The sequence below is a fragment of the Vibrio sp. 1CM23M genome (assembly GCF_023161755.1).
Lineage (GTDB): Bacteria > Pseudomonadota > Gammaproteobacteria > Enterobacterales > Vibrionaceae > Vibrio > Vibrio coralliirubri.
Window position 1 is genome coordinate 243,236 of the sequence record NZ_JALNTR010000002.1, and the last position, 24,754, is coordinate 267,989.

25 protein-coding genes are annotated in these 24,754 nt (G+C 42.5%); 18 read left to right on the plus strand and 7 right to left on the minus strand.

What is annotated here, in order from left to right; genetic code table 11:
- The first annotated feature begins 14 nt into the window (after nucleotides 1–14).
- The 4 genes from MSG35_RS06275 to rmf all read left to right on the plus strand — a co-directional run bounded on the left by MSG35_RS06275 (nucleotide 15) and on the right by rmf (nucleotide 4,262).
- Nucleotides 15–275, plus strand: coding sequence for a glutaredoxin family protein (locus tag MSG35_RS06275; RefSeq protein WP_017101106.1), 261 nt, complete (start codon nucleotides 15–17; stop codon nucleotides 273–275).
- Nucleotides 253–2,169, plus strand: a complete 1,917-nt coding sequence (locus MSG35_RS06280; protein WP_248383389.1) for an ABC transporter ATP-binding protein — start codon at nucleotides 253–255, stop codon at nucleotides 2,167–2,169. The genes MSG35_RS06275 and MSG35_RS06280 overlap by 23 nt, the downstream gene beginning before the upstream one ends.
- A 9-nt stretch (nucleotides 2,170–2,178) precedes the next feature.
- Nucleotides 2,179–3,927, plus strand: a complete 1,749-nt coding sequence (locus MSG35_RS06285; protein WP_248383390.1) for a DUF3466 family protein — start codon at nucleotides 2,179–2,181, stop codon at nucleotides 3,925–3,927.
- 161 nt (nucleotides 3,928–4,088) lie between these two features.
- Nucleotides 4,089–4,262 carry a ribosome modulation factor gene (gene rmf / locus MSG35_RS06290; RefSeq protein WP_017059676.1) on the plus strand — a complete coding sequence of 58 codons (174 nt, stop codon included), beginning with the start codon at nucleotides 4,089–4,091 and terminating at the stop codon, nucleotides 4,260–4,262.
- Nucleotides 4,263–4,516: 254 nt separating this feature from the next.
- On the opposite strand, the gene fabA is transcribed toward rmf, so the two are convergent.
- On the minus strand, nucleotides 4,517–5,032 hold the full coding sequence (gene fabA, locus MSG35_RS06295) for a bifunctional 3-hydroxydecanoyl-ACP dehydratase/trans-2-decenoyl-ACP isomerase (RefSeq protein WP_017059675.1): 516 nt from the start codon (nucleotides 5,030–5,032) through the stop codon (nucleotides 4,517–4,519).
- 70 nt (nucleotides 5,033–5,102) lie between these two features.
- A complete protein-coding gene (locus MSG35_RS06300; RefSeq protein WP_048660791.1) occupies nucleotides 5,103–6,755 on the minus strand; it encodes a Lon protease family protein in 1,653 nt (550 codons plus the stop codon).
- Nucleotides 6,756–6,944: 189 nt separating this feature from the next.
- Between MSG35_RS06300 and matP the strand changes: the two genes are divergently transcribed.
- The 4 genes from matP (at nucleotide 6,945) to MSG35_RS06320 (ending at nucleotide 9,514) form a co-directional block, all read left to right on the plus strand.
- A complete protein-coding gene (matP, locus tag MSG35_RS06305; protein ID WP_010440786.1) occupies nucleotides 6,945–7,400 on the plus strand; it encodes a macrodomain Ter protein MatP in 456 nt (151 codons plus the stop codon).
- 23 nt (nucleotides 7,401–7,423) lie between these two features.
- Nucleotides 7,424–7,732, plus strand: a complete 309-nt coding sequence (locus tag MSG35_RS06310) for a DUF3634 family protein (RefSeq protein WP_017059672.1) — start codon at nucleotides 7,424–7,426, stop codon at nucleotides 7,730–7,732.
- 105 nt (nucleotides 7,733–7,837) lie between these two features.
- Complete coding sequence (locus MSG35_RS06315) at nucleotides 7,838–8,149, plus strand: hypothetical protein (RefSeq protein ID WP_055318438.1); 312 nt, start codon at nucleotides 7,838–7,840, stop codon at nucleotides 8,147–8,149.
- Nucleotides 8,150–8,293: 144 nt separating this feature from the next.
- Nucleotides 8,294–9,514 (plus strand): hypothetical protein, encoded by a 1,221-nt coding sequence (locus MSG35_RS06320; RefSeq protein WP_048661960.1) that lies wholly within the window; start codon nucleotides 8,294–8,296, stop codon nucleotides 9,512–9,514.
- 94 nt (nucleotides 9,515–9,608) lie between these two features.
- Here the strand turns inward: MSG35_RS06320 and MSG35_RS06325 are convergent, their stop codons facing one another.
- The 5 genes from MSG35_RS06325 to MSG35_RS06345 form a co-directional block, all read right to left on the minus strand.
- Nucleotides 9,609–10,211 carry a DUF2971 domain-containing protein gene (locus MSG35_RS06325; RefSeq protein WP_248383392.1) on the minus strand — a complete coding sequence of 201 codons (603 nt, stop codon included), beginning with the start codon at nucleotides 10,209–10,211 and terminating at the stop codon, nucleotides 9,609–9,611.
- Nucleotides 10,212–10,548: 337 nt separating this feature from the next.
- A complete protein-coding gene (locus MSG35_RS06330) occupies nucleotides 10,549–11,151 on the minus strand; it encodes a porin family protein (protein ID WP_081229566.1) in 603 nt (200 codons plus the stop codon).
- A 930-nt stretch (nucleotides 11,152–12,081) separates the two neighbouring features.
- Nucleotides 12,082–13,803 carry an ATP-binding protein gene (locus tag MSG35_RS06335; RefSeq protein ID WP_248383394.1) on the minus strand — a complete coding sequence of 574 codons (1,722 nt, stop codon included), beginning with the start codon at nucleotides 13,801–13,803 and terminating at the stop codon, nucleotides 12,082–12,084.
- Entirely contained in the window at nucleotides 13,803–14,987 is a 1,185-nt protein-coding gene (locus MSG35_RS06340; RefSeq protein ID WP_052878447.1) for an FIST N-terminal domain-containing protein, read from the minus strand. The genes MSG35_RS06335 and MSG35_RS06340 overlap by 1 nt, the downstream gene beginning before the upstream one ends.
- Nucleotides 14,988–15,102: 115 nt before the next feature.
- Nucleotides 15,103–15,468: a hypothetical protein gene (locus tag MSG35_RS06345; protein WP_048610975.1), complete on the minus strand. Its 366-nt coding sequence runs from the start codon at nucleotides 15,466–15,468 to the stop codon at nucleotides 15,103–15,105.
- Between the two features lie 252 nt (nucleotides 15,469–15,720).
- Here MSG35_RS06345 and ccoN point away from each other — a divergent pair, with 252 nt between their 5' ends.
- The 10 genes from ccoN to uspE all read left to right on the plus strand — a co-directional run bounded on the left by ccoN (nucleotide 15,721) and on the right by uspE (nucleotide 24,725).
- Nucleotides 15,721–17,154 carry a cytochrome-c oxidase, cbb3-type subunit I gene (ccoN, locus tag MSG35_RS06350; protein WP_248383395.1) on the plus strand — a complete coding sequence of 478 codons (1,434 nt, stop codon included), beginning with the start codon at nucleotides 15,721–15,723 and terminating at the stop codon, nucleotides 17,152–17,154.
- An 11-nt stretch (nucleotides 17,155–17,165) separates the two neighbouring features.
- The gene (gene ccoO, locus MSG35_RS06355; protein WP_017059643.1) at nucleotides 17,166–17,786 is read left to right on the plus strand and encodes a cytochrome-c oxidase, cbb3-type subunit II; all 621 of its coding nucleotides are present in this window, start codon (nucleotides 17,166–17,168) and stop codon (nucleotides 17,784–17,786) included.
- A gap of 9 nt (nucleotides 17,787–17,795) precedes the next feature.
- On the plus strand, nucleotides 17,796–17,969 hold the full coding sequence (locus MSG35_RS06360) for a CcoQ/FixQ family Cbb3-type cytochrome c oxidase assembly chaperone (protein WP_004733679.1): 174 nt from the start codon (nucleotides 17,796–17,798) through the stop codon (nucleotides 17,967–17,969).
- Nucleotides 17,969–18,943 (plus strand): cytochrome-c oxidase, cbb3-type subunit III, encoded by a 975-nt coding sequence (ccoP, locus tag MSG35_RS06365; protein WP_017063857.1) that lies wholly within the window; start codon nucleotides 17,969–17,971, stop codon nucleotides 18,941–18,943. Before MSG35_RS06360 ends, ccoP begins: the two co-directional genes overlap by 1 nt.
- Before the next feature lie 108 nt (nucleotides 18,944–19,051).
- Nucleotides 19,052–19,531: a FixH family protein gene (locus MSG35_RS06370; RefSeq protein ID WP_017059641.1), complete on the plus strand. Its 480-nt coding sequence runs from the start codon at nucleotides 19,052–19,054 to the stop codon at nucleotides 19,529–19,531.
- 5 nt (nucleotides 19,532–19,536) lie between these two features.
- Nucleotides 19,537–21,909, plus strand: a complete 2,373-nt coding sequence (locus MSG35_RS06375) for a heavy metal translocating P-type ATPase metal-binding domain-containing protein (RefSeq protein WP_029235846.1) — start codon at nucleotides 19,537–19,539, stop codon at nucleotides 21,907–21,909.
- Nucleotides 21,909–22,145, plus strand: a complete 237-nt coding sequence (ccoS, locus tag MSG35_RS06380) for a cbb3-type cytochrome oxidase assembly protein CcoS (protein ID WP_017059639.1) — start codon at nucleotides 21,909–21,911, stop codon at nucleotides 22,143–22,145. Before MSG35_RS06375 ends, ccoS begins: the two co-directional genes overlap by 1 nt.
- Nucleotides 22,135–22,809, plus strand: a complete 675-nt coding sequence (locus tag MSG35_RS06385) for a sulfite exporter TauE/SafE family protein (RefSeq protein ID WP_248383396.1) — start codon at nucleotides 22,135–22,137, stop codon at nucleotides 22,807–22,809. Before ccoS ends, MSG35_RS06385 begins: the two co-directional genes overlap by 11 nt.
- Before the next feature lie 86 nt (nucleotides 22,810–22,895).
- A complete protein-coding gene (locus MSG35_RS06390) occupies nucleotides 22,896–23,642 on the plus strand; it encodes an FNR family transcription factor (protein WP_017059637.1) in 747 nt (248 codons plus the stop codon).
- A gap of 132 nt (nucleotides 23,643–23,774) precedes the next feature.
- Entirely contained in the window at nucleotides 23,775–24,725 is a 951-nt protein-coding gene (gene uspE / locus MSG35_RS06395; protein ID WP_017070547.1) for a universal stress protein UspE, read from the plus strand.
- Nucleotides 24,726–24,754 lie beyond the last annotated feature (29 nt).

A 24,754-nucleotide genomic window follows, 5' to 3' on the forward strand; every position in this document is an offset into this window, starting at 1 on the left:
TATAAGGATATAGCTTGCTGACTCTCTACAGTACAGAAGGGTGCCATCTATGTGAGATGGCATTCCAACTCACGGAACAGTTAAATATTAGCCATCACGTCAACGTTGTCGACATTGCATTTGATGATGAGCTCTTTTCCCGTTACGGGGTCACTATTCCGGTGCTCAAATTTGAAAGCTCTGATTTTTCTCAAAGCTCAGAACTTAACTGGCCATTTGGCTTGTTAGAACTTAATGATTGGTTAAAGAAGAATGGCATTACTTACAATTCATAATGGGCAATTAGCGTTTGGCGATCACCCGTTATTAGATCGTGCAGACTTTGCACTACAAGAAAACGAACGTGTGTGTTTAGTAGGGCGCAATGGCGCTGGTAAGTCTACATTGATGAAAATCCTGTCTGGGAACATCATCATGGACGACGGAAAGATGCAAATCACACAAGATGTGGTTGTATCTCGCCTTGAGCAAGATCCACCGCGTAATGAAGAAGGCACCGTTTATGATTACGTTGCTGGTGGCCTAGCGGAAATCGGCGAACAGTTGAAGATCTACCATGATCTTCTGGATCTCATCGGCACTGACCCTAGCGAAAAGAACTTAAATCGCCTTACTCGCGTTCAAGAGCAGTTGGATCATGCCAACGCATGGCGTTTTGAAGATCGAGTAAGTAACGTAATGGCTGCGCTTAAACTCACGGCTGAAACAAAACTGACTGATTTATCTGGTGGTTGGCAACGTAAAGCGGCACTTGCTCGTGCGCTTGTATGCGACCCTGACGTGCTTCTACTTGACGAACCGACTAACCACTTGGATGTTGCGACAATCGAATGGTTAGAAGGCTTCCTGAAAGACTTCCGTGGTTCAATCATCTTTATCTCGCATGACCGTGCTTTCATCAAATCGATGGCAACACGCATTGTTGATCTTGATCGTGGTAAGTTGAGCTCGTTCCCTGGCGATTACGAAAACTACCTATTAGATAAAGAAGAAGCGTTACGTGTCGAAGAGATGCAAAACGCTGAATTCGATAAGAAACTTGCTCAAGAAGAAGTATGGATTCGTCAAGGCATTAAAGCTCGTCGAACTCGTAATGAAGGCCGCGTACGTGCGCTTAAGAAGCTACGTGAAGAACGTTTGAACCGTCGTGAAGTGCAAGGCAAAGCGATTATCCAAATCGACGATGGCCAGCGTTCAGGCAAAATTGTATTTGAAGCTGAGAATCTTAACTTTGGCTTTGAAGGCAAAGAAATTGTTAAGGACTTTAGCTTTAACATTATGCGTGGCGATCGTATCGCTCTGATTGGTCCGAACGGTTGTGGTAAGAGTACAGTACTTAAACTACTTCTTGACCAGCTTAAGCCTGATTCAGGCCGTCTGCATTGTGGTACTAAACTTGAAGTCGCTTACTTCGACCAATACCGTGAAATCCTAGACCCTGAGAAGTCTGTAATTGATAACCTAGCGGATGGTAAGCAAGAAGTGACAGTAGGCGGCCGTGAGCGTCATGCACTAAGCTACTTGCAAGATTTCTTATTCTCTCCAAAACGTGCTCGTACTCCTGTTAAAGCGCTGTCTGGTGGTGAGAAAAACCGTCTGTTATTAGCTCGCATCTTCCTTAAGTCGAACAACTTATTGATTCTCGATGAGCCAACCAACGATCTAGATATCGAAACTTTGGAACTTTTAGAAGATTTGCTTGCCAACTATCAGGGTACGCTTCTTTTAGTGAGCCACGATCGTCAGTTTGTTGATAACACGGTTATGACAAGTTGGATCTTCGAAGGTGACGGTGTGATTGAAGAATTTGTTGGTGGCTATCACGATGCTCAGCAGCAAAGAAAGCAAGCATTAGAGTACCGACAGGTTGAAAAGCCATCAAAGCCTGAAAAAGTAGTTGAGGAAACTCCCAAAACTGCGCCAGTTAAGGCTAAACCTAAGAAGTTATCGTATAAGCTACAACGAGAACTAGAAGCGCTACCAATGCGTTTAGAAGAATTGGAAACTCAAATTGAAACTCTTCAGGAAGAAGTCAACGATCCAAGCTTCTTTTCAAAATCTGTAGAGCAGACACAACCAGTATTAGATAAGCTATCTGCAGCAGAGCAGGAGCTTGAAGTTGCTTTTGAGCGCTGGGAAGAGCTCGAGGCACTACAACAGGAAAGTTAAGAAGTAATAATGACTTGTACTAAATTTAAATTAACTACAGTTGCAGCATTAGTTTTTGCTGCAACTAACGCGAACGCTGCGCTTTATGAGATTGTTGAAGTGGACAGCCCTGTATCAGGTAATGAAGTGCATGGTGTTGCTATTGAGCCTGCAGCAATTCCTACGTTAGCACAAGGCCTTACAGCTACTTTAGGTTGTTTTGGTGGTGACAGTATTGATGGGAAGGCATGTTCATCTTACGTTCTAGCTGGTGAAACACGAAATACTCTAGAAGCGGTGAGTTATCGTGAAGAGGTGCCTTTCGCTATGGATGCTCCGTTTCAATACATTCAAGAGTTTGAAGACTTTGAAAACTATTGCTATCGAGAGCTAAGATATTCAACTTGTCAGAGCTGGGCAGAAAACCGTTGGAATGATACTTGGAGTAAGGAAAAAAATGACCTTACTTACGTTAATGCCAAAGCTTTTGTTGAAGATGGTGATATCTTTGAGAGCCACAATACGGTCATTAACTCATTGGATGATGACGCCCAGCCATTGGGTGTTAAGTCTGACGGCAACATCCGTAATAATGCGATGTTCACGACGGAACCAAGCGGACCAGCAGGTACTTCTGAAACTCGAGCGTGGCGCGCAATCAAAGCAAGTAACGGCACCGTTTATAACGTAGGTAGTGTATCTACGGAAGGCCCTAACACTGATACCTCGGATACAACGTTTAGTTCAAAAGCGGCAATCTGGGATGGAACGAAAACTACAGAGATCGACTGGATTAGATCTGGAAGTGCTCAACAGGGTGATTATTTTGCTCAAGGCAGTATGCGTTCAATTGTTGAGTCGAATTCTATCTTTTATGGTGTAGGCTATAACACTGCTGATGGTAACGGCGATCTTCAAGATATGAATGCAAGTGTCTTTGTAAGTAGTCAGATCGACTTTACAACTAATGTTGATTTATCTGCAGTTACTTGGGACACGAAACCTATCAGCGGCGCTGAGGTTAAATCTGGGTCATCTAATGATGATGCTAGATACAGTAACTCTGTTGCAACTGACATTAATGATAACTTGTTTGCTGTGGGTTACTCTAAACGTAATGGTTATGTACCAGAGAATGGCAGTGCAGGTAACAAGATTTTTGTTGTTACTGATGCGACAAATCCAACAGCAACATATTTAACTGATGGTATTTTCTTTGGCGGTTCGAGCGGCGAAGCTAAAGCGGTCAATAACTTCAATGAGTTTGTTGGCCAGATTGATGCGGAAACGACTCGTGAAGTTGATGGTAGTGAGCGTAGACACAGGGGCTTTATCTATCCATACAATTTACCTTCTTCAATCGATGCTCGCCGTGTTGATATTTTTGGTGGTAAAGCATGGTGGTTAGATGATTTAACTAACGATGGTGATGCATCTAGTCACAATAACCAATTTAGAATTATTGACGCAACCGACATCAATGATGCAGGTGTGATTTCTGCAACGGCTATCAAATGTACCGTCGACGGTAAAGATAAGCCTTATGACACAACATCACACAACTCATACTGTGGTGGTGCCTCATCTAACGCAGTTGAAAAGGTTGTAGCGGTTAAGCTAATCCCAATTAAGGGAGCAAGGTATGACACTGGCTCTGACGTTGATAGCATTGTAACTCGTAGCGCCGATACAGAGAAAGTAGATCGCCAAGGTGGTAGCCTAGGTTGGTTAACTTTGACTGTGCTTGGTCTGTTAGGGTTCCGCAGAAAATTTAAATAATTTTATCTCTTGAGCCCGAGTTCACAATTCTGAACTCGGGCTTTTTTTCGCCTTGAGAAAAGTGAAAATTTGATCGATTCTTAAAGTTGGAGTCACAAAAACTCCGCAAAGTTGTAATCATTGTATGTTAGTAAATGGAACACCCGTATGAGGACTGCACTATGAAGAGACAAAAGCGTGATCGACTCGAACGAGCACAATCTCAAGGTTACAAGGCTGGTTTAAATGGACGGTCGCAAGAAGCTTGCCCATATAGCCAAATGGATTCTCGGTCTTATTGGTTAGGTGGATGGCGTGACGCCAAAGATGACAAGCAATCAGGTCTCTATAAGTAGAATAGGGCGCAAAGAATTAAAGGTCAGGGCTCCATTGTCTGTTGATTACAACGGCTGGAGCCTTGTTAGTTTCAGAAGAGTGCCAAGTTTCCCAGAGCTATAAAGTACTATAATTTCACTATCATAAGAGCGTCTTGCTGGTGGATTTAACCTATTTCACGCTTAGGTCTGAACACCTTAATGCACCATAACTAAATTGATTGAAATAAAAATAAAGCAGCTATGGCTGCTTTATTAAAAATCTAACTAATAGATTAGAATGCTGACGTATCTTGGAAAAGGCCAACTTTCAGATCTTTAGCAACATAGATCTCTTTACCATCAACAAGTACGCGACCATCCGCAAGGCCCATAACTAGGCGACGGTTAACAACACGCTTCATGTGGATCTCGTAAGTTACTTTTTTCGCAGTAGGTAGAATTTGACCAGTGAATTTCACTTCACCAACACCTAGAGCGCGACCTTTACCTTCGCCGCCAACCCAACCAAGGTAGAAGCCAACAAGCTGCCACATTGCGTCAAGGCCTAAACAACCCGGCATTACAGGGTCACCTGGGAAGTGACAATCGAAGAACCATAGGTCAGGAGTAATATCCAGCTCAGCAAGAACTAAACCTTTACCGTAATCACCTTCAGTTTCAGACATTTTAGTGATGCGATCCATCATTAGCATGTTCGGTGCTGGTAGTTGAGGACCTTGTGGCCATAGTTCGCCTTGGCTTGATGCTAGAAGCTCTTCGCGAGTGTAAGAATCACGTTTGTTTTGCATTATCAATTACTCCGATTTTTGATAGGTGCATATTAGTGAACAGGTGTACGCTAAACAAGTCCGATCAGTACTAGACAAACCAGTTTTTAATGCGTCCAACGATTCCAATAGGGTGCTCATGTCTTTCAAAGTTTTCAATACGTTCCGCGATTTTGCTCAGAACGCTTTCTTGTTCATCGTCTCTAAATGGTTTGTTCATAATGAGAGGAATTGCTTCATCTACATTAGACACAGACCAAATATGGAATTCTTCATTCTTAATGCTTTCAATAAGGTCTGGCTTCAGTGCAAGGTGCCTTAAATTTGATCTTGGAAGTATCACACCTTGTTCGCCAGTTAAGCCATTGTGCTTACACACATGGTAAAAGCCTTCGATTTTTTCGTTTAGCCCACCAACCGCTTGTACACGACCAAATTGGTCCACTGCACCAGTAACCGCAATTTGTTGATTGATAGGGTATTCAGACAAAGCACTCACCAAAGAGCAAAGCTCTGCAAGAGAAGCACTATCGCCATCTACTTCGCAATACGATTGCTCAAATACCACAGAAGCGGCATAAGGTAGCGGATCTTCAAGGTTGAGTGCGCTGCTCACAAATGCTTGCATGATCATCATACCTTTAGCATGAAGATTACCACCAAGTTCGGCTTTGCGCTCAACATCGGCAATATCACCATCACCAAAGTGAATAACACAGGAAATTCGTGCAGGTTCACCATACGATATCGGGTGCCCAGGAACATCGATGACTGTTAGGCCATTAACCTGACCAACTTGTTCACCTTCAGTTTCAATAATGACTTGGCCATCTCGAATATCATCAAGAGCGCGTTCTGGTAGGTACGACTCTCGGTTGTATTTGTGTTGTTGAGCTTGTTGGATATGGTGAATATCAATCTCACCATTGTTAGCTTCAATCAAAGCTTCGTTCAATAACGCATTGTGCCAAATAGGGCATAATGGAGTATAGCTTTGATCTTCAGTCTCTCTTGCTCCGGCAGTAAGAATGCCCGTCAACGCTTGTTGCGTGATGGTTGGCAGTTCATAGCGTAGTTGAAGCCACTTAAGGTAACCAAGATATTGAGTCAAATTCTCTTCAGAGATCTTGATATCTTGCTCAATTTCGCTAAATAGGCAAAAACCGGTTTGAATATCGCTGTCTAGATAATCAAGGTCACCTAATTGAGCTCTATCACCAACCACAATCAACTTAATGTTGTAGGTAAGAGGCAAAGTTGGAGATTGGTTCAAGTGCTCTGGGTTGCTACTGATAGGCTCTACGGCTTCACCAAGCAGCGCAGATTTAAGCAGTAACCAGCTTCCTGGGTTTGCTAAGATCAAGTTTGCTGAAACGATCAGATAACCGTTGTTTGCTCTAGCCAGGAGGCCAGGTTTTGTCGCAACAACCTTACCGTCTTTCGATTGAACTTGGTCAAAAAGAGAGGCAGCATTTAAAGATTCAGTTTTTATAACCGGTAGAGTGTGATCATCTAAAGCAGTGACTAGAGATTCAACAATCATTTGACGATAGATCGAATTGTCCGGAGCGTTTACAAGTAAAACACGCGAAAGGTTAGACAAACGGACAAAGCGGGTTAGCGCATCTTTGAATCTATGTTGAATATCTGAAAACGGGAAAGGCGAGATGTCAGGGAATTGCTCTAATTGAGCGCTATATTCGTCGTACTGAGGCGTAACATGTCGCCAATCTACTTGAGTCATTTAAGTTTCTGATTATGATAATGAGGTAGGGAGTATATAGAAAAACCGATCTCGCTTGTAGCTCTATGTGGTAGTTACTAATCACTAAGCTAATATAAGTATGATCTTGGTCTATTCTTTCAAGACAATAATTGTTAAACAGCCCATTTTGGGTTACGCTGTCACTAGGATTAACTCTCGAGATTAGACATGAAATATCAGCAACTTGAAAACTTGGAATGTGGTTGGAAATGGAACTATCTGGTCAAAAAATGGAAAGAAGGTGAATCGATCACTTGCCATATTGATTCAAGTGAAGCTGATGTTGCTGTTCAAGCCTTATTGAAGCTGGAACACCAGCCTACGGGTGTTCTTGAGTGGATCTCTAACAACATGTCTCCTGAGCTCGATAACAAGCTTAAACAAGCGATCAGAGCTAAGCGAAAGCGCCACTTCAATGCTGAACAAGTTCACACCAAGAAGAAATCAATCGACCTTGATTATCGTGTATGGGAAAAACTATCTCAACGAGCGAACGAGCTAGGTTGTACGCTTTCCGACGCCATCGAGTATTTGGTTAGCGAAGCGTCTCGTAGTGAACAGGCCAGCAAGACGGTGACTAGCCTTAAAGAAGACTTAAGCAAACTCCTTTCTGACGATAAATAACCATCAACAGTAGTGGTGACATTATGATGTACGTAATCTTAATCGGTGCGGTATTAGTTTTTTGGTTAGTAGCAGTCGATCGACCGGTGTTGAAAATTAAATTTAGTGACGGGGCGATCGAACAAGTTAAAGGGCATCTTCCACCGAGCTTTAAGCATAACCTTCAAGAGATTGGTCATAACAATACCTTTAAAGGTGAGCTAAAAGTGTATGCAAAACGTTCTGGCTACAATCTCAAGTTCACTAAAGATGTGCCTAAAAACGTACAGCAACGTATTCGTAACGTGTTCCCGCATAATGGTTTTAAGTCTAAAGGCTCAAAGAAAGCGTAATCGTTGAGAGTTACGCGCTAGCTAGTCAATCTTCATACTAAGTTAATCCTTCATTTCTCTTAAATCTCCGCATACTGTTCTCACCCTCAACAAAGAGAGAGCAGTATGAGATACCTAGTATTACTATTATGTTTTTTATCCCCAGTCGCTTTTCCCGACGATGCATTGGTTAATCCTGTAGCCAAAAAGATAAAAGTCACCGTCATGAAAGGGCTCAACAAGAGTAATGTTGATTTCGAGGGTTATTGCGATCTGATGATTGAGATGAAGCACTCTAAAGGTTACGCAAGAATCAAAAAGGTGAGAACGTCTGGAGATAGTAAAGTTTGCAAGCAGGCAAAAAAAAATCTACCGACGAAGAAAAGGTTCAAATACAGCTTTCCAGAAAAGTATATCCGGCTACATATCACACACTAGCCACTCTCAACGCACTATAACTAAATATCCTTAATTTTATTGAAACAATTTCGTGAACCAATCTCTAATTTCTATTAATATTAGTTTTGTTATAAAGGCAGGATATGCCGATACAAGAGCATTTACGGCAAAGGAAAGTCACGGTTGTTGTTAGCAAATAAAAGTTATACCCCTGAAGTCGTTGAGATCTCAAGGAAGGTCTCAATCAATGTTGAAGCTCGCTTTAATCGATGGTTAATCTCACCTGAATATAAGCTCGCACAATCTACAGTAGACACGTTACTAAGTTTGGAAAATAGGTATTGTGATAGCGTCATATTTGATGAATCTGACCGCATATCTCACAACCAACGTATTTTATTGCGCTGCGAGCAGGATAGAGTCAATGCTCATCGCGAGAAAGTCGACGCGAAGCAACAAACCTTACGATACGTTATCGATGATGTCAGCAATGCCGCTTCTGCGCTAATGCTTGAGAAGCTTCAAGGTACCTTAATAAGTTCGTTGTTTTCAGACTTACCCGATTACAATCAATTCGCTAGTGTTGCGTATTCGCCATCTTTAAACTTTTCCAAACTCCATGAAATATCCGCGAAAAGTAGGCCATTGAGCTCAAGTTTAATCGAGTTTGTTTCCAATCAAGAGTTTGCAGATAAATATGGAAAGAAATCTAAGGTGATTCTCGATCCAAAAATTGCAGCACGACAGATAGGTATTGAAAATTGTCGTTTATTGTTCCCATTGTTAATGAGTCAACAGCTGATCAAGTGGAATGATGGCAATATTAAACACATCACACCTAAGGTTTGGCAGCACTTGGTCGTGACGTCAAATGCGACTCGAATTCGACTTCAAGAAACGTCGGTTAAAGATCCAAACGTAGGAATTTTACTTGGCGTGTTGCGAGTTCTGCCTTTGTTTCTAATTTGTAACCACTTTTCTTCCACGTTTGAAGACGCATTGGTAAAAACGATGCTTGGTTATCGTGAAGCAAGTGACAAACATGACGAATATTATGCTTGTACTGAGGTGATGCCAAATACACAGTTTCTCGAAGCGATGGTCGAGCAGTTAGAGCTTAAACTACTAAAAAACCTCGTTGAATTTATAGATTGGAGCCCTGGAAACCAGTTCATAAAGAGGGCACTTCTAGAGGAAGTGAATGACACTCCTGTACTTGAGCGAACGGTTTATGGGGCAGCTTTGGCTCAAGGTAGGAAGTATTCTGTTTTCGAAGCGTTAGAGAATAGTGAGTTATTTAACGTTAAGCACCGACCTTATTGGTTTTCAACTGTTCAAATGTCTATAGCGACGATTGAGCAGATGCAAGATCAAGTGCCTGGAAAACTGACGACGAACATGTAAAAAGGGAGCCACATTAAATGTGGCTCCCTTTTTTTGTTGCACTGTAACTTAATGTAAGTACCTGACTTATTATTATAATCTTGCTTTATACCGTTTAACAGACCACTTCGAATGTAAACGACTCCTGCTTGGCAATTGCATGCTTAACGGGTATACCAAGGCGCTGGCAAGTCATCAGAACTTTCAGCTTCCTGTCGGCAGGAGCGTGCTCTGACAGAATTACTGAGCTTAGGCATTCTCTATTAAGGTAGAGCTTATTACCGATCATTTCCTCATCAGATAGCACCCAACGGTATTCCTTTTCATAACGCCAATTAGAATGCTTAATTTTGAATATCTCAGCTCCCAGTCTTGCTGTTTGTAAACCACTTAGCGATGCCGGGAGGAACATACTAGGTTCGTCTTCATACTGGACTTCAAAACAGTTGAGATTGGCCTCGCCGTTATAGCAGTTGAGATCATACTCGATACACATGCCTTTAAAGTTGTCACCATACTGTGACCATAGTATTGGATGATCACTCGACTGAGAGAAACACATGATCTTAAAGTTTTCTTGAAGTTCTTTGTTGCATACTTGGTTAGATTCAAAAGGGTTATTAAAAGTTTTAGAGTAATCAAACCACAACGAACACTCGGAAATAGATTGTATGTTTCTGTCGTGGAGCGATCTGAACTTATAAAGTTTAGGCAACATATCAAACACCTAGTTTACAAAATTGCCTGATGTTAACACTTTAATTTATTTTTAAGGATTGAATGCATAGCATTTGATTGCTTAATCACCAAATTTATTCATATAACTGTTTGATAGATCAAAATTTAAACACGAAATAGTAGCCTGTCAAAGTGGTTTATTTTGCGTTAAGGCTAAGTTTTCAGGCTGCAGTTTTGAAGAAAGATACAACGTAACTTTATTTATGGTTGAATTATCTTGTCAAAGTAGAGGTCGAGTAGGGAAATAGGTGATCAAAATTAAAGCCGAGCTTTAAAAGGACGGCTTTAGTAGTATTGAGCCTACGAGTGAATCAAGTTTAGAAGTGGTACCTTGCACCTAGGTAAGCGGTTTGAGGTGACACATCGATGGATTCAATTTCAACGTTTGCAAAGCGGTAACCAATATGAATGTCGATATTGTCTGTCACTATTGCACCAAGCTCAGCACCAACTTGGTAGGCTGCTTCAGACTTAGAGTCTGATACTCCAAAAGCTTTCGCTTCCATATCCATAGAGCCAACACCGGCTAATAAAGATACATACAGATCTAATACGTCACCTTTAACAATAAACTTTGGTTTAATGTTTACGAAGAAAGCATGGCCTTCAATATCCATTAAGTCGTTATAGCTAACTTTTCCGATTTTTCGGTACTCGGCTTCTAGCCCCAGTTTGACGACATCATGTGTATTGAATTCGTAGCCTCCAACCAAGTTATAGCTAAAGTCTGATAGATCTGATGAATCTTCAATGGCGCTGCCACGATATTCTAATTCAGTTTCATTATAAAAGCCGATATCAACACCAGCATAAAAATGACCATGCTCTCTAGGTGAGTTTTCGTTTTCACTAGCAAGCGCCTGCGAGCTGATGCCAAAAAAAGCGGTGAATAGCGATAGGGCGATTGTACTGATTTTCATGTAAAGCCTTCTAAGATAATAAGTTATTCAGTTCCAGAATATGTTAACAAACAAAAGATACTCTAACTAATTGAGAACTAGCCTAAATATCTGATTTTAAAGACTTGTTGGTAATAGAAGTGTCATTATCGCAGTTATGAGACAAGGTAAATACAGTCCAGACAGAGGTTAATAGAATTTATGTTGCACTGTAACTTACTATTAGCCAAGTCGTTTAGAGAAGTTCGTTTTGGATGGCAACGCAATTTGGCAACAATGACTGTTGAGCATCAGACAATTCAAAGTTAGTGGTTTGAAAAACTAGTACGGATGTATAGCGTTGATAGTTGATTCAATTTGGTAAAGAACCAGCCAACATAGATAACCTCCGCAAGATGATTCGAGAGTACGCTTGGTCTTTTGGAACCGTTATATCTAGCGAACAAGAGTAACCAAGTCTTTTCAGTCTATTGGTAGTACGGACAATAGACCGAGAGTTAGTGGAAGCGTTAATCATCTAGGTTCTTTCGGGAAACAAAATCAGCGTAATAGTTTTTAATTCTCAACCAGCAGAGACTCTGGACTAACTTTGGAGAAGCATTCGTATTTAGAAGTCTAATTAAGTTTGAGCAGACATGTGATAAAGCCATCACGATTTAATTCAATCAACGCGGAGTCAAAAAAGCCATAAAGTAAATAGATAGATTCATGCGGCGCTGTACGTGAAATCTACTGGTAATAAGGCTACGAACACTCACAGATCTTAATCTCCGCCACTGCGTATTATGTATATTATGTTAAATTGATTTTGGTGTTTATAAGGCAGGTATCTTTAAGTGATGCCCTGCCTCTTGTTTATCTATCAAATCGGCGTTCTATTTAACAGTAAGGCTATTTACCATAAAATACCTAATAAACATATTTCCTAATCTTCGATTAAGAATACGTTTATTAGACTTCAAGCATTAATCGATCAATTGCTTCTGTGATCTCTTTAGTTCTTACTGGCTTGGTCACGAAATCATTCATGCCTACATCCAAGCACGAACATTTGTCTTCTACTGATGTGTGTGCTGTTAGCGCGACGATTGGTGTTTTGATGTTCGCGTCTCTCATGTATTTGGTTGTGGTTAATCCATCCATGACCGGCATCGACACATCCATTAAGATAATGTCTATCGAGTCATTGGCTCTTTCCACAAAGCCAATCGCTTCCTCACCGTTGCTTGCGATGAAAACTTCGTGGCCTTGTCGCGTTAGGATTAATTTGATCACCATTTGATTGGTTGGATTGTCTTCGACAACTAACACTGAATAACGGCTTCTTAACTCTCGAGAAGATTCATCTTCGTTGTTGGCCAGATTATTCGTAACTCTAGTAAGCACTGGTAGTTGTACTTCGAATTTGGAACCTTTTCCAGGCTTACTCTTTACCGATATGCGCCCACGCATCAGCTCAACCAGTCTTTTAGTGATGGCCAAGCCTAAACCTGTGCCACCAAATCTACGTGTGATTGTGCTATCAGCTTGCACAAATGGACTGAACAGCGACGAAAGTTGTTGTGAGCTAATGCCAATCCCTGTGTCTTCTACTGTTATATAGAAAGAGCTCTGCTGGTACTTGATAGAAACATGGACATGCCCACGCTCTGTGAACTTAATCGCGTTACCAATCAGGTTAAATAGGATCTGTGCTAATCGGCTTGGGTCTATGTAATGAAGCTCACCCTCAGGGATATCGCTGGTTACTGTTAGCGCCAAACCTTTATCGTCTGCTGTCTTCTTTTGTTCAGACAATACAAAAGTTACAGTGTCTCTTACATTGCTCCATTGAGGTGCTAGTGAGAAGCATCCAGATTCAATCTTAGAAAAATCCAGCACGTCACTGATAATTGCCAACAAAAGCTCAGATGATGTGCTCATATTAAGCAGTATAGACTGTTGCTCTTCGTCCAGTGATGTGGATTTTAGGGTGTCTATTAGGCCAATGATGGCATTTAGCGGTGTTCTTAGTTCATGGCTCATCATTGCGAGGAATTCAGACTTGGCCTTGTTCGCTCTTTCTGCGTCTTTTCTTGCTGTGACAAGCTCTGCTGTACGTTCTCGAACGGTTGCTTCAAGCTTTTCTTTGTTCTCAATATCGAAAACAGCACGCTCTATCAACGGTCGGAAACGGTTTAGTGTGGCCTTGGTTTCAATACTAAAGTGCTTGGTATTCGAGTGGATAAAGATGATGACGGATTGTGTTAGGCCGCTATCTATACCTGTAATCAGAACGGAGTTGATTTGGTCGAGAATAATGGGATGCAGAGAGTTGAATTCCCCAAGAGACTTGGGTTCGAAAAGAATGGCGCATTCACCATTAATGACTCGCGATAGCTTGCCACAATCGCTCCAATTCATCTGTTCGAAGACTTTGTTATTACTTAGCAGGGTTTTGAAACTGCCTTCGTTCCCTACCCTTGATACCACGATAAAGTCATCAAACTTAATGTATTTTTTGAGCACAAACTCAAGACTGGAGAATATCTCAGATATGTTACTTGCCTTACTGATCGCAGAGATGGTTGATAAGATCACCCTGTTCTCTTCAGCCAGTTTTCGCTCACGGGCTTTTAGTTTTTGCAGTTCAATACGAGCTTCTTGCAGCGCTTCTTGACCTTCAGAACCCATTACTTTTTCAACCTATAAAACGTTGCAGACGATACCATTAAATTCCCGTGTGCATTCTCACCACCAGAGAGCCTGCCTTGTTCACCAAACGTAAATGGACATATGTACGGAAGCCCATTAAGTGCTTGATTTATTTGCTCACAAACCTCATCCATATCTTGTTTAAGGTTCAACATTGGGCCTGCACAAAAGATATTGATCGCCCCTAGTTTCTCTTCAAGATCCATGTCGTTGTAGTATGAGGACTGAATGATATTCGCGGCGCGGCTAATCAATTGCTGCTTAGAACCTTGCATCAAGTAGATGGTGTCACCTTCACTGATGTCTGTGAATAGCTCAATCCCATTACATTCTGTCTCTCTGATCGAATGAGACAATTTGAAATATGGGTAATCGTATGAAGAGCCGACTTTCCTGCCTAGTGGGTAGACAGACGACTTTTCGAAGATATAACCATCATCACTGCCACCTAAGTGGAAATTTGTCCATTCGTTGTAAACGGTGACGGCTGGCCTGTGGTCTATCTCCAACAAAATTCGGTTTCTTACTTTGGTCACGGTGCCTGAATAGCGCGTAGGTGTATGACCGGCGCTGAAAGAGGAATAGATGGACTGAGACGCAAACACTACCGTCAAAGATACGCCATTTATAGACAGCGACTCTTCGGTGAAGATACTCCAGTTTCCTGAAACCTGATTGTCTGCAGCACTGCCACCAATAATTGGCACTTCAGTACCAAATTTCTTATCGATAGCCGCCATCACCTTTTCTTCGTTACCCGGTGTGGAATGCAACAAGATAAGATCAGGGATTTCACCTTCTCGGTTGGCGTTCTTGAGTGCTTTGTCTATCGCGTTGAAGGTACTGCGGCCGATGGAGTCGCTGAAATGTTCGATTCCCGTACCATAGGCGTTGATCCCCGAGTCATATATAATGAGGACGCCAATGACTGGACCAGAATGAAAACCAGTTTCGGTCATAATGCCATGACAAGTAGTACAGCCATGTATGGGAGTGTTCGGGAGAGCATCTACGAAATATCTCTGCACAGCGAGTGTCGAATACTCTTCTGTGCAGTAGCAAATAAGACAAGCAATATCGTCAGGGTTTTCCACCCCGCTGAGCAACTCATCTACTGCGATTTTATCGTCTAGGGAGTAAGAGACTTTTGATAGAAATTTCATAGATTCTGGCTAACTTTATTAATGCTCTCTTTATAACACTTTAATGCACTGTGTTTCACTGATTTGGTACATATTTCTATCAAAAGACCCGAGGCGTGCCCCAGTTTTATCTCTGTTACTCTTTGGACAAGTTTACAGAAAACGTGCTCACCTGTTGTGGAAATGTAACCGTTATTGAGGAGGTCTTATCATTAGTTTGTAACAGCCAATTTGATGGCCCTTTTTCTTCCAGAATTCCGCTTTCATTATAGCTAATGATAAATTTGCCAGTTTTAGATGTTTCGATCGAATACCCTAGGTTATCGCCCGAAATTAAAACATTATGATTATCAATACCAAATTCACAAGGTTTTGAAACTATACAGTTCACTGTTTCGTTATTATCGTATGTTACTGTTCTCCAAGTAAATGCAGCTATTAAAATAACCAACATGACGATAATTTGAACAAGCCTGCCTTTTGTTAGCTTTTGTGCCGCCATTATAATCTTTACTCCTTGTTACAAAGTTCAAAGTTTTTAAATAAAAATCCAATTCCAGACCAAGCGTAAGGTTACTACTCTGTCATTGATTTGTTAATTCAAGTATAGTGTCGCGTTGAAAATGCCACTTTTTTTTAAAATCAGCAAGTGGAAATAAAGCCCTGAATAGGCTGAATTTCCTTTTCTAATTTGGGTGGCATTACGACGTGAGTCGTGTTGGAAGTAAAGTGTAGTAAATAAGAAATTGGAAGCATGCAAATGAGCCAAGAAAAGCAGCTTGAACAAAACTACAACTATACGGTCGTCCGTCAATTTACCCTAGTTACAATTTTGTGGGGTATTGTCGGTATGGGCGTTGGTGTTTTGATTGCCGCTCAATTAGTTTGGCCACAGCTAAACTTTGATACGCCGTGGTTGACGTACAGTCGTTTACGTCCCCTGCATACTAATGCGGTTATTTTTGCGTTCGGTACAAGTGCGCTGTTTGCAACATCATATTATGTTGTACAACGTACCTGTCAGACGCGTCTCTTTGGTGGCCCTCTCGTAGCCTTTACCTTTTGGGGTTGGCAAGCGATTATCCTGTCCGCTGCAATTACTTTACCGTTAGGTTTAACCTCTGGTAAAGAATACGCAGAACTTGAATGGCCAATCGATATTGCTATTACTCTTGTGTGGGTAGCTTATGCGGTCGTGTTCTTCGGAACCATGATTAAACGTAAGACATCGCACATTTACGTAGCAAACTGGTTCTTCGGAGCCTTCATCATCACGGTTGCCGTGTTGCACATCGTTAACAGCCTAGCTGTTCCTGTATCTGCGTTTAAATCGTACTCGATTTATTCCGGAGCGATCGATGCAATGGTGCAATGGTGGTACGGACACAATGCGGTAGGCTTCCTATTGACAGCTGGTTTCCTAGGTATGATGTACTACTTCGTTCCTAAACAAGCTGGTCGCCCTGTTTACTCTTACCGTTTGTCGATTGTTCACTTCTGGGCTCTCGTGTCTCTGTATATCTGGGCTGGTCCTCACCACCTACACTACACTGCACTTCCTGACTGGACTCAATCTCTAGGTATGGTTATGTCTTTGGTTCTGTTTGCTCCATCTTGGGGTGGCATGATCAACGGTATTATGACTCTATCTGGTGCGTGGCATAAGCTTCGCTACGACCCAATCCTACGTTTCCTAATCGTTTCTCTATCATTCTACGGCATGTCGACCTTCGAAGGCCCAATGATGGCAATCAAAACGGTTAATGCACTATCTCACTACACGGACTGGACTATCGGTCACGTTCACTCTGGTGCGTTAGGTTGGGTTGCAATGGTTTCTATCGGTTCGGTTTACCACTTAGTTCCTAAACTATTTGGTCAAGAGCGTATGTACTCTGTATTTCTAATCAATGTTCACTTCTGGTTGGCAACGATTGGTACGGTTTTCTACATTGTTGCAATGTGGATCTCTGGCGTGATGCAAGGTCTGATGTGGCGTGCAGTTAACTCTGACGGTACATTAACTTACAGCTTCGTTGAATCTGTAGAAGCGTCTTACCCGTTCTACTTTGTACGTTTCTTAGGTGGTTTCATCTTCCTATCTGGTATGTTCTTAATGGCATACAACACGTACAAAACTGTTTCTGCACCTAAAGATAGCCTTAAAGCTATCCCTCAACCGGCTTAAGGAGATTTAGAATGAGCTCAAATTCAAATAATCGCCATGAGTTGGTAGAGAAGAACGTTGGCCTACTAGCGATTCTTATCGTTATTGCTATCAGTTTTGGTGCTTTAGTAGAAATTACCCCACTTATTTTCCAAAAGCAGACTACTGAACCTGTAGAAAATCTACGTGTTTACTCTGCTCTGGAAATGGAAGGTCGTGATATCTACATTCGCGAAGGTTGTAACGTATGTCACAGCCAAATGATTCGTCCTTTCCGCTCTGAAACTGAACGTTACGGTCACTACTCTGTAGCTGGCGAAAGTGTTTGGGAACACCCATTCCTATGGGGCTCTAAGCGTACTGGTCCTGATCTAGCGCGTGTTGGTGATCGTTACTCTGATGAGTGGCACCGTGTTCACCTTATCGACCCTCGTGAACTTGTTCCTGAATCAAACATGCCTGGTTTCCCATGGCTTGCTGAGAATGTACTTGATGGCAAATTGACTAAACAGAAGCTTGAAATCTTCCGTAATCAATTTGGTGTTCCTTACACAGACGAACAAATTGCTAACGCTAAACAAGATGTTGAAGGAAAAACAGAGATGGATGCAATCATCGCTTACCTTCAATCGCTTGGCCACGCAATGAAATAAGGAATAATTATGGACATTATTACATTTCAAAGTGTTTGGACTGTTACTGTTTTTGCTTGTTTCATCGGCATCGTTTGGTGGGCTTTCGGTAAAAATCGTAAGTCGCGCTTCGACGAAGATGCAAACCTAGTGTTCGCTGATGAAGCACCTGCGAAAGATAAAAATCAAGGAGTGACGAAGTAATGAGTACATTCTGGAGTATTTGGGTAACAGTAATCACAATCGGTACATTGATTGGCTGTGCAGCCTTGCTTCGTTGGTGTTCCAACGATAAAACAGGTGTAGAAGAAGGTCAGGATATGGGCCATGAATACGATGGTATTCGTGAGCTTAATAACCCACTACCTAAATGGTGGACATACCTTTTCGTGAGCACAATTGTGTTTGCAGCTGTTTATCTAGCTCTATACCCAGGCCTTGGTAACTTTAAAGGTCTACTAGGTTGGACGAGTTCAAACCAAACAGTTCGTAGCGTAGAAGAGTCTCGCTCTGCAATCGCTGCTGCACAAGCAAACAAACAGTTAGACGCATACGCGAAAGAGCTTGATGATGCAGACACCTACTTTGGTGAAGCATTCAGAAAGCTAGCTCACGACGAAAATGGTCTACGTTCTGTCCCTGACATTGCATCAGATGCTGATGCAATCAAAGTGGGCCAACGCTTGTTCCTACAAAACTGTTCTCAGTGTCACGGCTCTGATGCACGTGGTCAGAAAGGTTTCCCGAACCTAACTGATGACGCATGGCTATATGGTGGTGAACCACAAGCTATCGTTACTACCATCATGCATGGTCGTGTCGGTCAAATGCCAGGTTGGAAAGACGCTCTTGGCGAAGAAGGCGTAAAAGAAGTAGTTAGCTACACGCTTAGCCTTTCAGGTCGTAGCGTAAACGCACGTGAAGCAGAAGCTGGTAAAGCGCGCTTTGTAGTGTGTGCAGCGTGTCACGGTACTGATGGTAAGGGTAACCCTGCTGTTGGCGCACCTGACCTGACTGACCGCGACTGGCTATTCGGCGATTCTCGCGCTGATGTGACGGAAACAGTCATGTATGGACGTTCTGGTGTAATGCCGGCTTGGAAGGACATCCTCGGTGAGGATAAGGTTCAGCTCGTCTCTGCCTATGTCTGGAGCCTCAGCAACTCAGATAAAGAGTAACATAATAATAACAGCCCCTTCTTAAGGGGCTGTCTTTCTTTTACAGTTATAACCTTAAGTGTTTGTAAAAATTAGTTTTATTTCATTGTATATATTGAGAATAATAATATGGAACAACCTTGGTATAAACAGTTTTGGCCGTGGTTTTTGATCTTCCTAACCGTTGGCGTTTCTATGCTAACATTGGTTCGAGTCGCGATACTTACCAACCATTCAGTTAACGTTGTCACTGAAGATTACTATAAAAAAGGTAAAGGTATTAATGTAGACATTTCAAAAGTAAATGTCGCTAAAGAGCTTGGCCTATCAGCTTCAGTTAGCGAGAAAGGTAACTCCGTTATCATTACCCTAGACAAAGGCAAGCTAGACCACTTCCCTGCTATTAGCGCAATGTTCGTGCACCGAACGCTGCCTGACCGTGATTTTACTCAGCTACTGACCGCTGATGCGAGAGGCAATTACACGTTGACTCTGGACCATGAAATGCAAGGTCCATGGTTTATCGAGCTTTCTCCGCATGATTCTGAATGGTTAGTGCAAGGTCGCATGAACTTCCCTATTGATACTCCTACTCAACTAACGAACTAAAGCTTATGTGTGAATCCTGTTATCACTGCGGTGAAGATGTACCAGCGGAAACGGATTTTAAAGTAGAAATCTTAGGATCGGTGCGACCGATGTGTTGTCCGGGTTGCGAAACCGTAGCCCAGACAATCGTTGATAGCGGTTTGGTCTCTTACTACCAATATCGTACCGCTCCAGCTGAAAAAGCGGATCTCGTGCCAGAGCAACTTCTGGCACTCAGTCATTACGACAACGAAGATGTTCAATTGGAGTTCGTCCGTAACTCTGAAAACACCTCTGAAGTGACATTGTCACTAGAAGGTGTCTCTTGTGCTGCTTGTGCATGGCTTATTGAGAAGCAAGTCTCTTCAAAGTTAGGGGTTGTTAGTATTCGTGTTAATACCACGACTAACCGCGCCCTGCTCAGTTGGGACAACACTCAGACAAAACTGAGCGAGCTGTTGTCTGCAATCCATACATTAGGCTACAAAGCCGCACCTTTTGAGGCTGATCAACAAGAAGCCGCCTATCATCGTTCGATGAAGAATTATCTCTATCGTCTTGGTATTGCTGGTTTAGCAACCATGCAGGTCATGATGCTTGCTGTGGCGCTTTATCTTGAAGTCTTTGGTAACCTTGAGCCCGAATTCAAAAGCTACTTCCGTTGGGTGAGCTTAATCTTCGCAACGCCGGTTCTGCTCTACTCTGCATTGCCTTTCTATATCAACGCGTGGCGTAGCCTCAAAGGTCGAACATTGGGTATGGATGTGCCTGTGTCGATTGCTCTGTTGTTTGCCTACGTTGCAAGTTTGGTCGCTACGGTGACTGAAAAAGGTGAAGTATTCTTTGAATCCATCTCGATGTTTACCTTCTTCTTACTGCTTGGTCGTTTCCTTGAAATGCGCGCTCGTCGTAAAGCTGCGGCTGCTAGTGGTAACCTGCTTAAGCTCGTTCCTGCTATGGCAACAACGTTAGATGGCGAACAAGTTCCGGTAAAAACCTTAAAAGTTGGCGACCAAATTCGCGTTCTTCCGGGTGAACACATTCCTGCCGATGGCAAAGTATTATCTGGCAGAGTCCATATCGATGAATCGATGCTGACTGGCGAATCTATACATGTGGTCAAAAACGAAGGCGATACCGTCTTCGCTGGTACATTGAATGGTGATGAATCGTTTGAATTGGAAGTGATGACGTCAAAAGCGGATTCGGTTATTTCCAATATCGTTCGCCTGCAAGACGAAGCGCAATTGTCTAAACCTCGCATTGCAGAAATTGCTGATGTTGTAGCTCGATACTTTGTTGCAGTGATCTTAATCATCTCATTCGGTACTTGGTTTTACTGGCACCAAACACGACCAGAAGACGCTTTCTGGATCATGCTTTCGGTATTGGTAGCAACATGTCCTTGTGCTCTGTCATTGGCAACACCGACGGCGATTACCTGTTCCACTTCTCGCATGGGTAACTTCGGTATTTTGCTGCGCAAAGGCCACGTATTCGAAACCTTGTGCAAAGTGAATCACTTGATCATCGATAAAACAGGCACATTGACTGAGGGTGATATTCGTATCAGCCAAGTTGAAACCTTCGCTGAACTTGATAAAGACACTTGTCTCAAAGTAGCGGCGAGCCTGGAGCAACACGCTAACCACCCTATTGCGAAAGCGTTCAAGACTCATCTTTCTGATGAGATCGAAGTAGAGTCTGTCAATAACGTGATTGGTTCCGGCATCACTGGTGAGTGGAATGGGCAAGAAGTTGCGATTGGTAGTAGTGAATTCATTCTAGGTGAAGCTCAACCATCGGAAAGTAACGGCATTTACTTGTCGATGGCGGGTCGTCATATCGCGACATTTACTTATGAAGATCCAATCCGTAAAGAAAGCATTGAGTTTATTAAGCAATTTAAAGAAGCGGGAATCAAAACGACTCTGCTGACTGGCGACTCTTTGATCAATGCGAAGCCTGTTGCTGAAGAGATCGGTATTACTGATATTGTTGCTAACGCGAAACCTGAAGATAAACTTGCTTACCTGAACTCTCGAGATGCAAGTGATATTACCATGATGGTTGGCGATGGTATTAACGATGCCCCTATTCTTGCGGGTGCCCACCTTTCAGTCGCTATGGGCGGCGGTACGGATGTGGCGAAAGCCTCTGCAGATATGGTGTTATTAGGTGATAAGCTCGATAGATTACTTAAGTCGCGTACTTTGGCATTAAAAACGCGTAAGATAATCCGTGAAAACCTAGCTTGGTCATTAGGATATAACTTACTTATCCTTCCATTGGCTGTCGCGGGTTTGGTTGCTCCATACATTGCCGTTGTGGGCATGTCTGCCAGCTCTATTATTGTTGTGTCTAACTCGTTAAGGCTTTTAAAAGAGCAAGGTAAATAATGGAAAGTTTATACATTCTGATCCCCATTGCGATTGTTCTGGTGTGCATCGCTGTTGGTATTTTTCTATGGGCGGTGAAGAGCGAACAGTTTGAAGACCTAGAACGTCAAGGTCACAACATTCTGTTTGATGAAGACGAAAAGGCTCACAACCATTCTGATAGCAAACCTGTCAAGAATGAGAAAGCTAACAGCGAAAGCCAAACTAACGTAGACAAAAAGAACGATGACGCCTGATTGGATCGGAGCCTTTGTTGTTGGATTGATCGGCGCAGGCCACTGCATGGGAATGTGTGGTGGTATTGCGTCGCTTCTTTCGATTGGCAACAGTAAACCTTCCCCTATTATTCCCCTACTTTATAACCTAGGGCGCTTGCTGAGTTATGCCGTGATTGGTGGTGTGATTGGCGGTGCAATCTCTTCGATAGGTCAACTAAGCGATTTTAACGCTCTGCTGGGTTGGCTGCGATTAATTGCTGCTGGCTTTATGATCGTCTTAGGTTTGTATATCGGTAAGTGGTGGTTCGGCTTGTTGTTCTTTGAAAAAGTCGGACAGAAGCTATGGCGCTATATTTCTCCTTTAGGTAAATCATTTCTACCATTGAAGCACCCTAGTCACGCTTTACCGTTTGGCTTTATTTGGGGTTGGCTGCCATGTGGCTTGGTTTACTCTATGCTTACGTGGGCAGCCGTATCAGGAAGTTGGTACAACGGAGCCGGTATCATGCTTGCTTTCGGTTTAGGTACGCTTCCGGCAATGCTCACCGTTGGTATGGGCGCTAATTTCCTCAAAAAACTGCAACAAGCTGACTTATTTCGCCAATTAGGCGCAATTTTAATCCTCCTTTACGGTTTCTATACCGGATATATGGCATTGCAGCTCATTATTTATACCGTATAGGCAATCTTTAAATCCGGTTTTTTTACTACCCAACTGGATAAAGGAATGCTAAAATATTGACGTATATCAAATAGTGAAAGATTGTTATGATTTCTGAAAAGCCTGTGACGAAACGTGTTCAGTCTGGTGGCTGTGCGATCCATTGCCAGGATTGTAGTATTAGCCAGCTCTGTATTCCGTTTACTTTGAATGAATCTGAACTCGATCAACTTGATCAGATCATTGAGAGAAAAAAGCCTATTCAAAAAGGCCAAGAGTTATTTAAAGCCGGTGACGAGCTTAAATCTCTATATGCTATTCGCTCTGGAACGATCAAGAGCTACACGATTACCGAGCAAGGTGATGAGCAGATTACTGCATTCCACCTAGCGGGCGATCTTGTTGGCTTCGATGCGATTACTGGTGACCAACACCCTAGTTTTGCACAAGCGCTAGAAACTTCTATGGTATGTGAAATCCCATATGAGATTCTTGATGACCTATCAGGAAAAATGCCTAAATTGCGTCAGCAAATTATGCGCCTGATGAGTAACGAGATTAAAGGTGACCAAGAAATGATTCTGCTTCTTTCTAAGAAGAACGCGGAAGAGCGTCTTGCTGCATTCCTTTACAACCTTTCGACTCGCTTCTCTCAACGTGGCTTCAGCCCGCGTGAGTTCCGCCTAACGATGACTCGTGGCGATATTGGTAACTACCTTGGTTTGACTGTTGAAACAATCAGCCGTCTTCTAGGTCGCTTCCAAAAAGCAGACATCTTGAGCGTTAAAGGCAAATATATCACTATCGAAGATCACGATGCGTTGATGGAACTTGCTGGCGTTTCAAAAGAATAGTCTAGATATCAATGATGTAGTTCAATAATGAGCTACATCATGTTTCTCTCTTAAAACCTCTTATATTTCTCTTAATCTCTCCATAACTACGCTACATTATTTATATGTTCGGTCTGAAAAGTAGGCTTAGTTATGAGTATCTATAACAAAATTTTAGTTGTCGCAGACATTAATCACGATGAGCAACCTGCTCTAGTTCGTGCTATCCAACTTGCTAAGAAAAGCACCTCAACAAGCCACATCACTTTCTTTTTGTCGATATACGACTTCTCGTATGAAATGACATCTATGCTCTCTATCGATGAAAGAGACGCAATGCGCAAAGGCGTAATTCATCAACGCGAAATTTGGATGAATAAAGTCGCAGAACCTTACCTAGATGATTCTATTGAATTTAATGTACAAGTGGTTTGGCATAACCGCCCGTACGAAGCGATCATTGCTGAGGTTTACAGCGGCGAGCACGACATCTTAATCAAAGGCACGCGTAAGCACGATACCTTGGAATCTGTCATCTTCACTCCAACCGATTGGCACTTATTGAGAAAGTGCCCTAGCCCAGTGCTATTGGTTAAAAACGATTTCTGGCCAGATCACGCGAAGATTTTTGCTTCAGTTCATGTTGGTTCTGAAACAGAAGCTCATTTAGAGCTTAACGATACGATGGTCGACAGATTACTAGAGATCACCGGTCGTTTGGATGCTGAACCTTTCTTGGTGAATGCCTACCCAGTGACACCTGCGAATATCACCATTGAACTGCCAGAGTTTGACCCAACGTCTTATACTGACGCGGTTCGTGGTCATCACTTAACGGCAATGAAAGCATTGCGCCAGAAGCATGGTATGTGTGAAGAACAAACTGTGGTTGAGCAAGGCTTGCCTGAAGATGTTATTCCTCGCGTCGCTTCTGAAAATAACGCTGCGATGGTGATTCTGGGTACAACGGGTCGTACTGGCTTGTCTGCCGTATTTATTGGTAATACAGCGGAACATGTTATCGACAAGATTAACTGTGATGTGTTGGCTCTTAAACCGTCTGGTTACGTGAGCCCATTAGACCCTAACCTTTCGAAAGGTTAAGTCATAGAAAAGTTTAACTTATAAAAAAA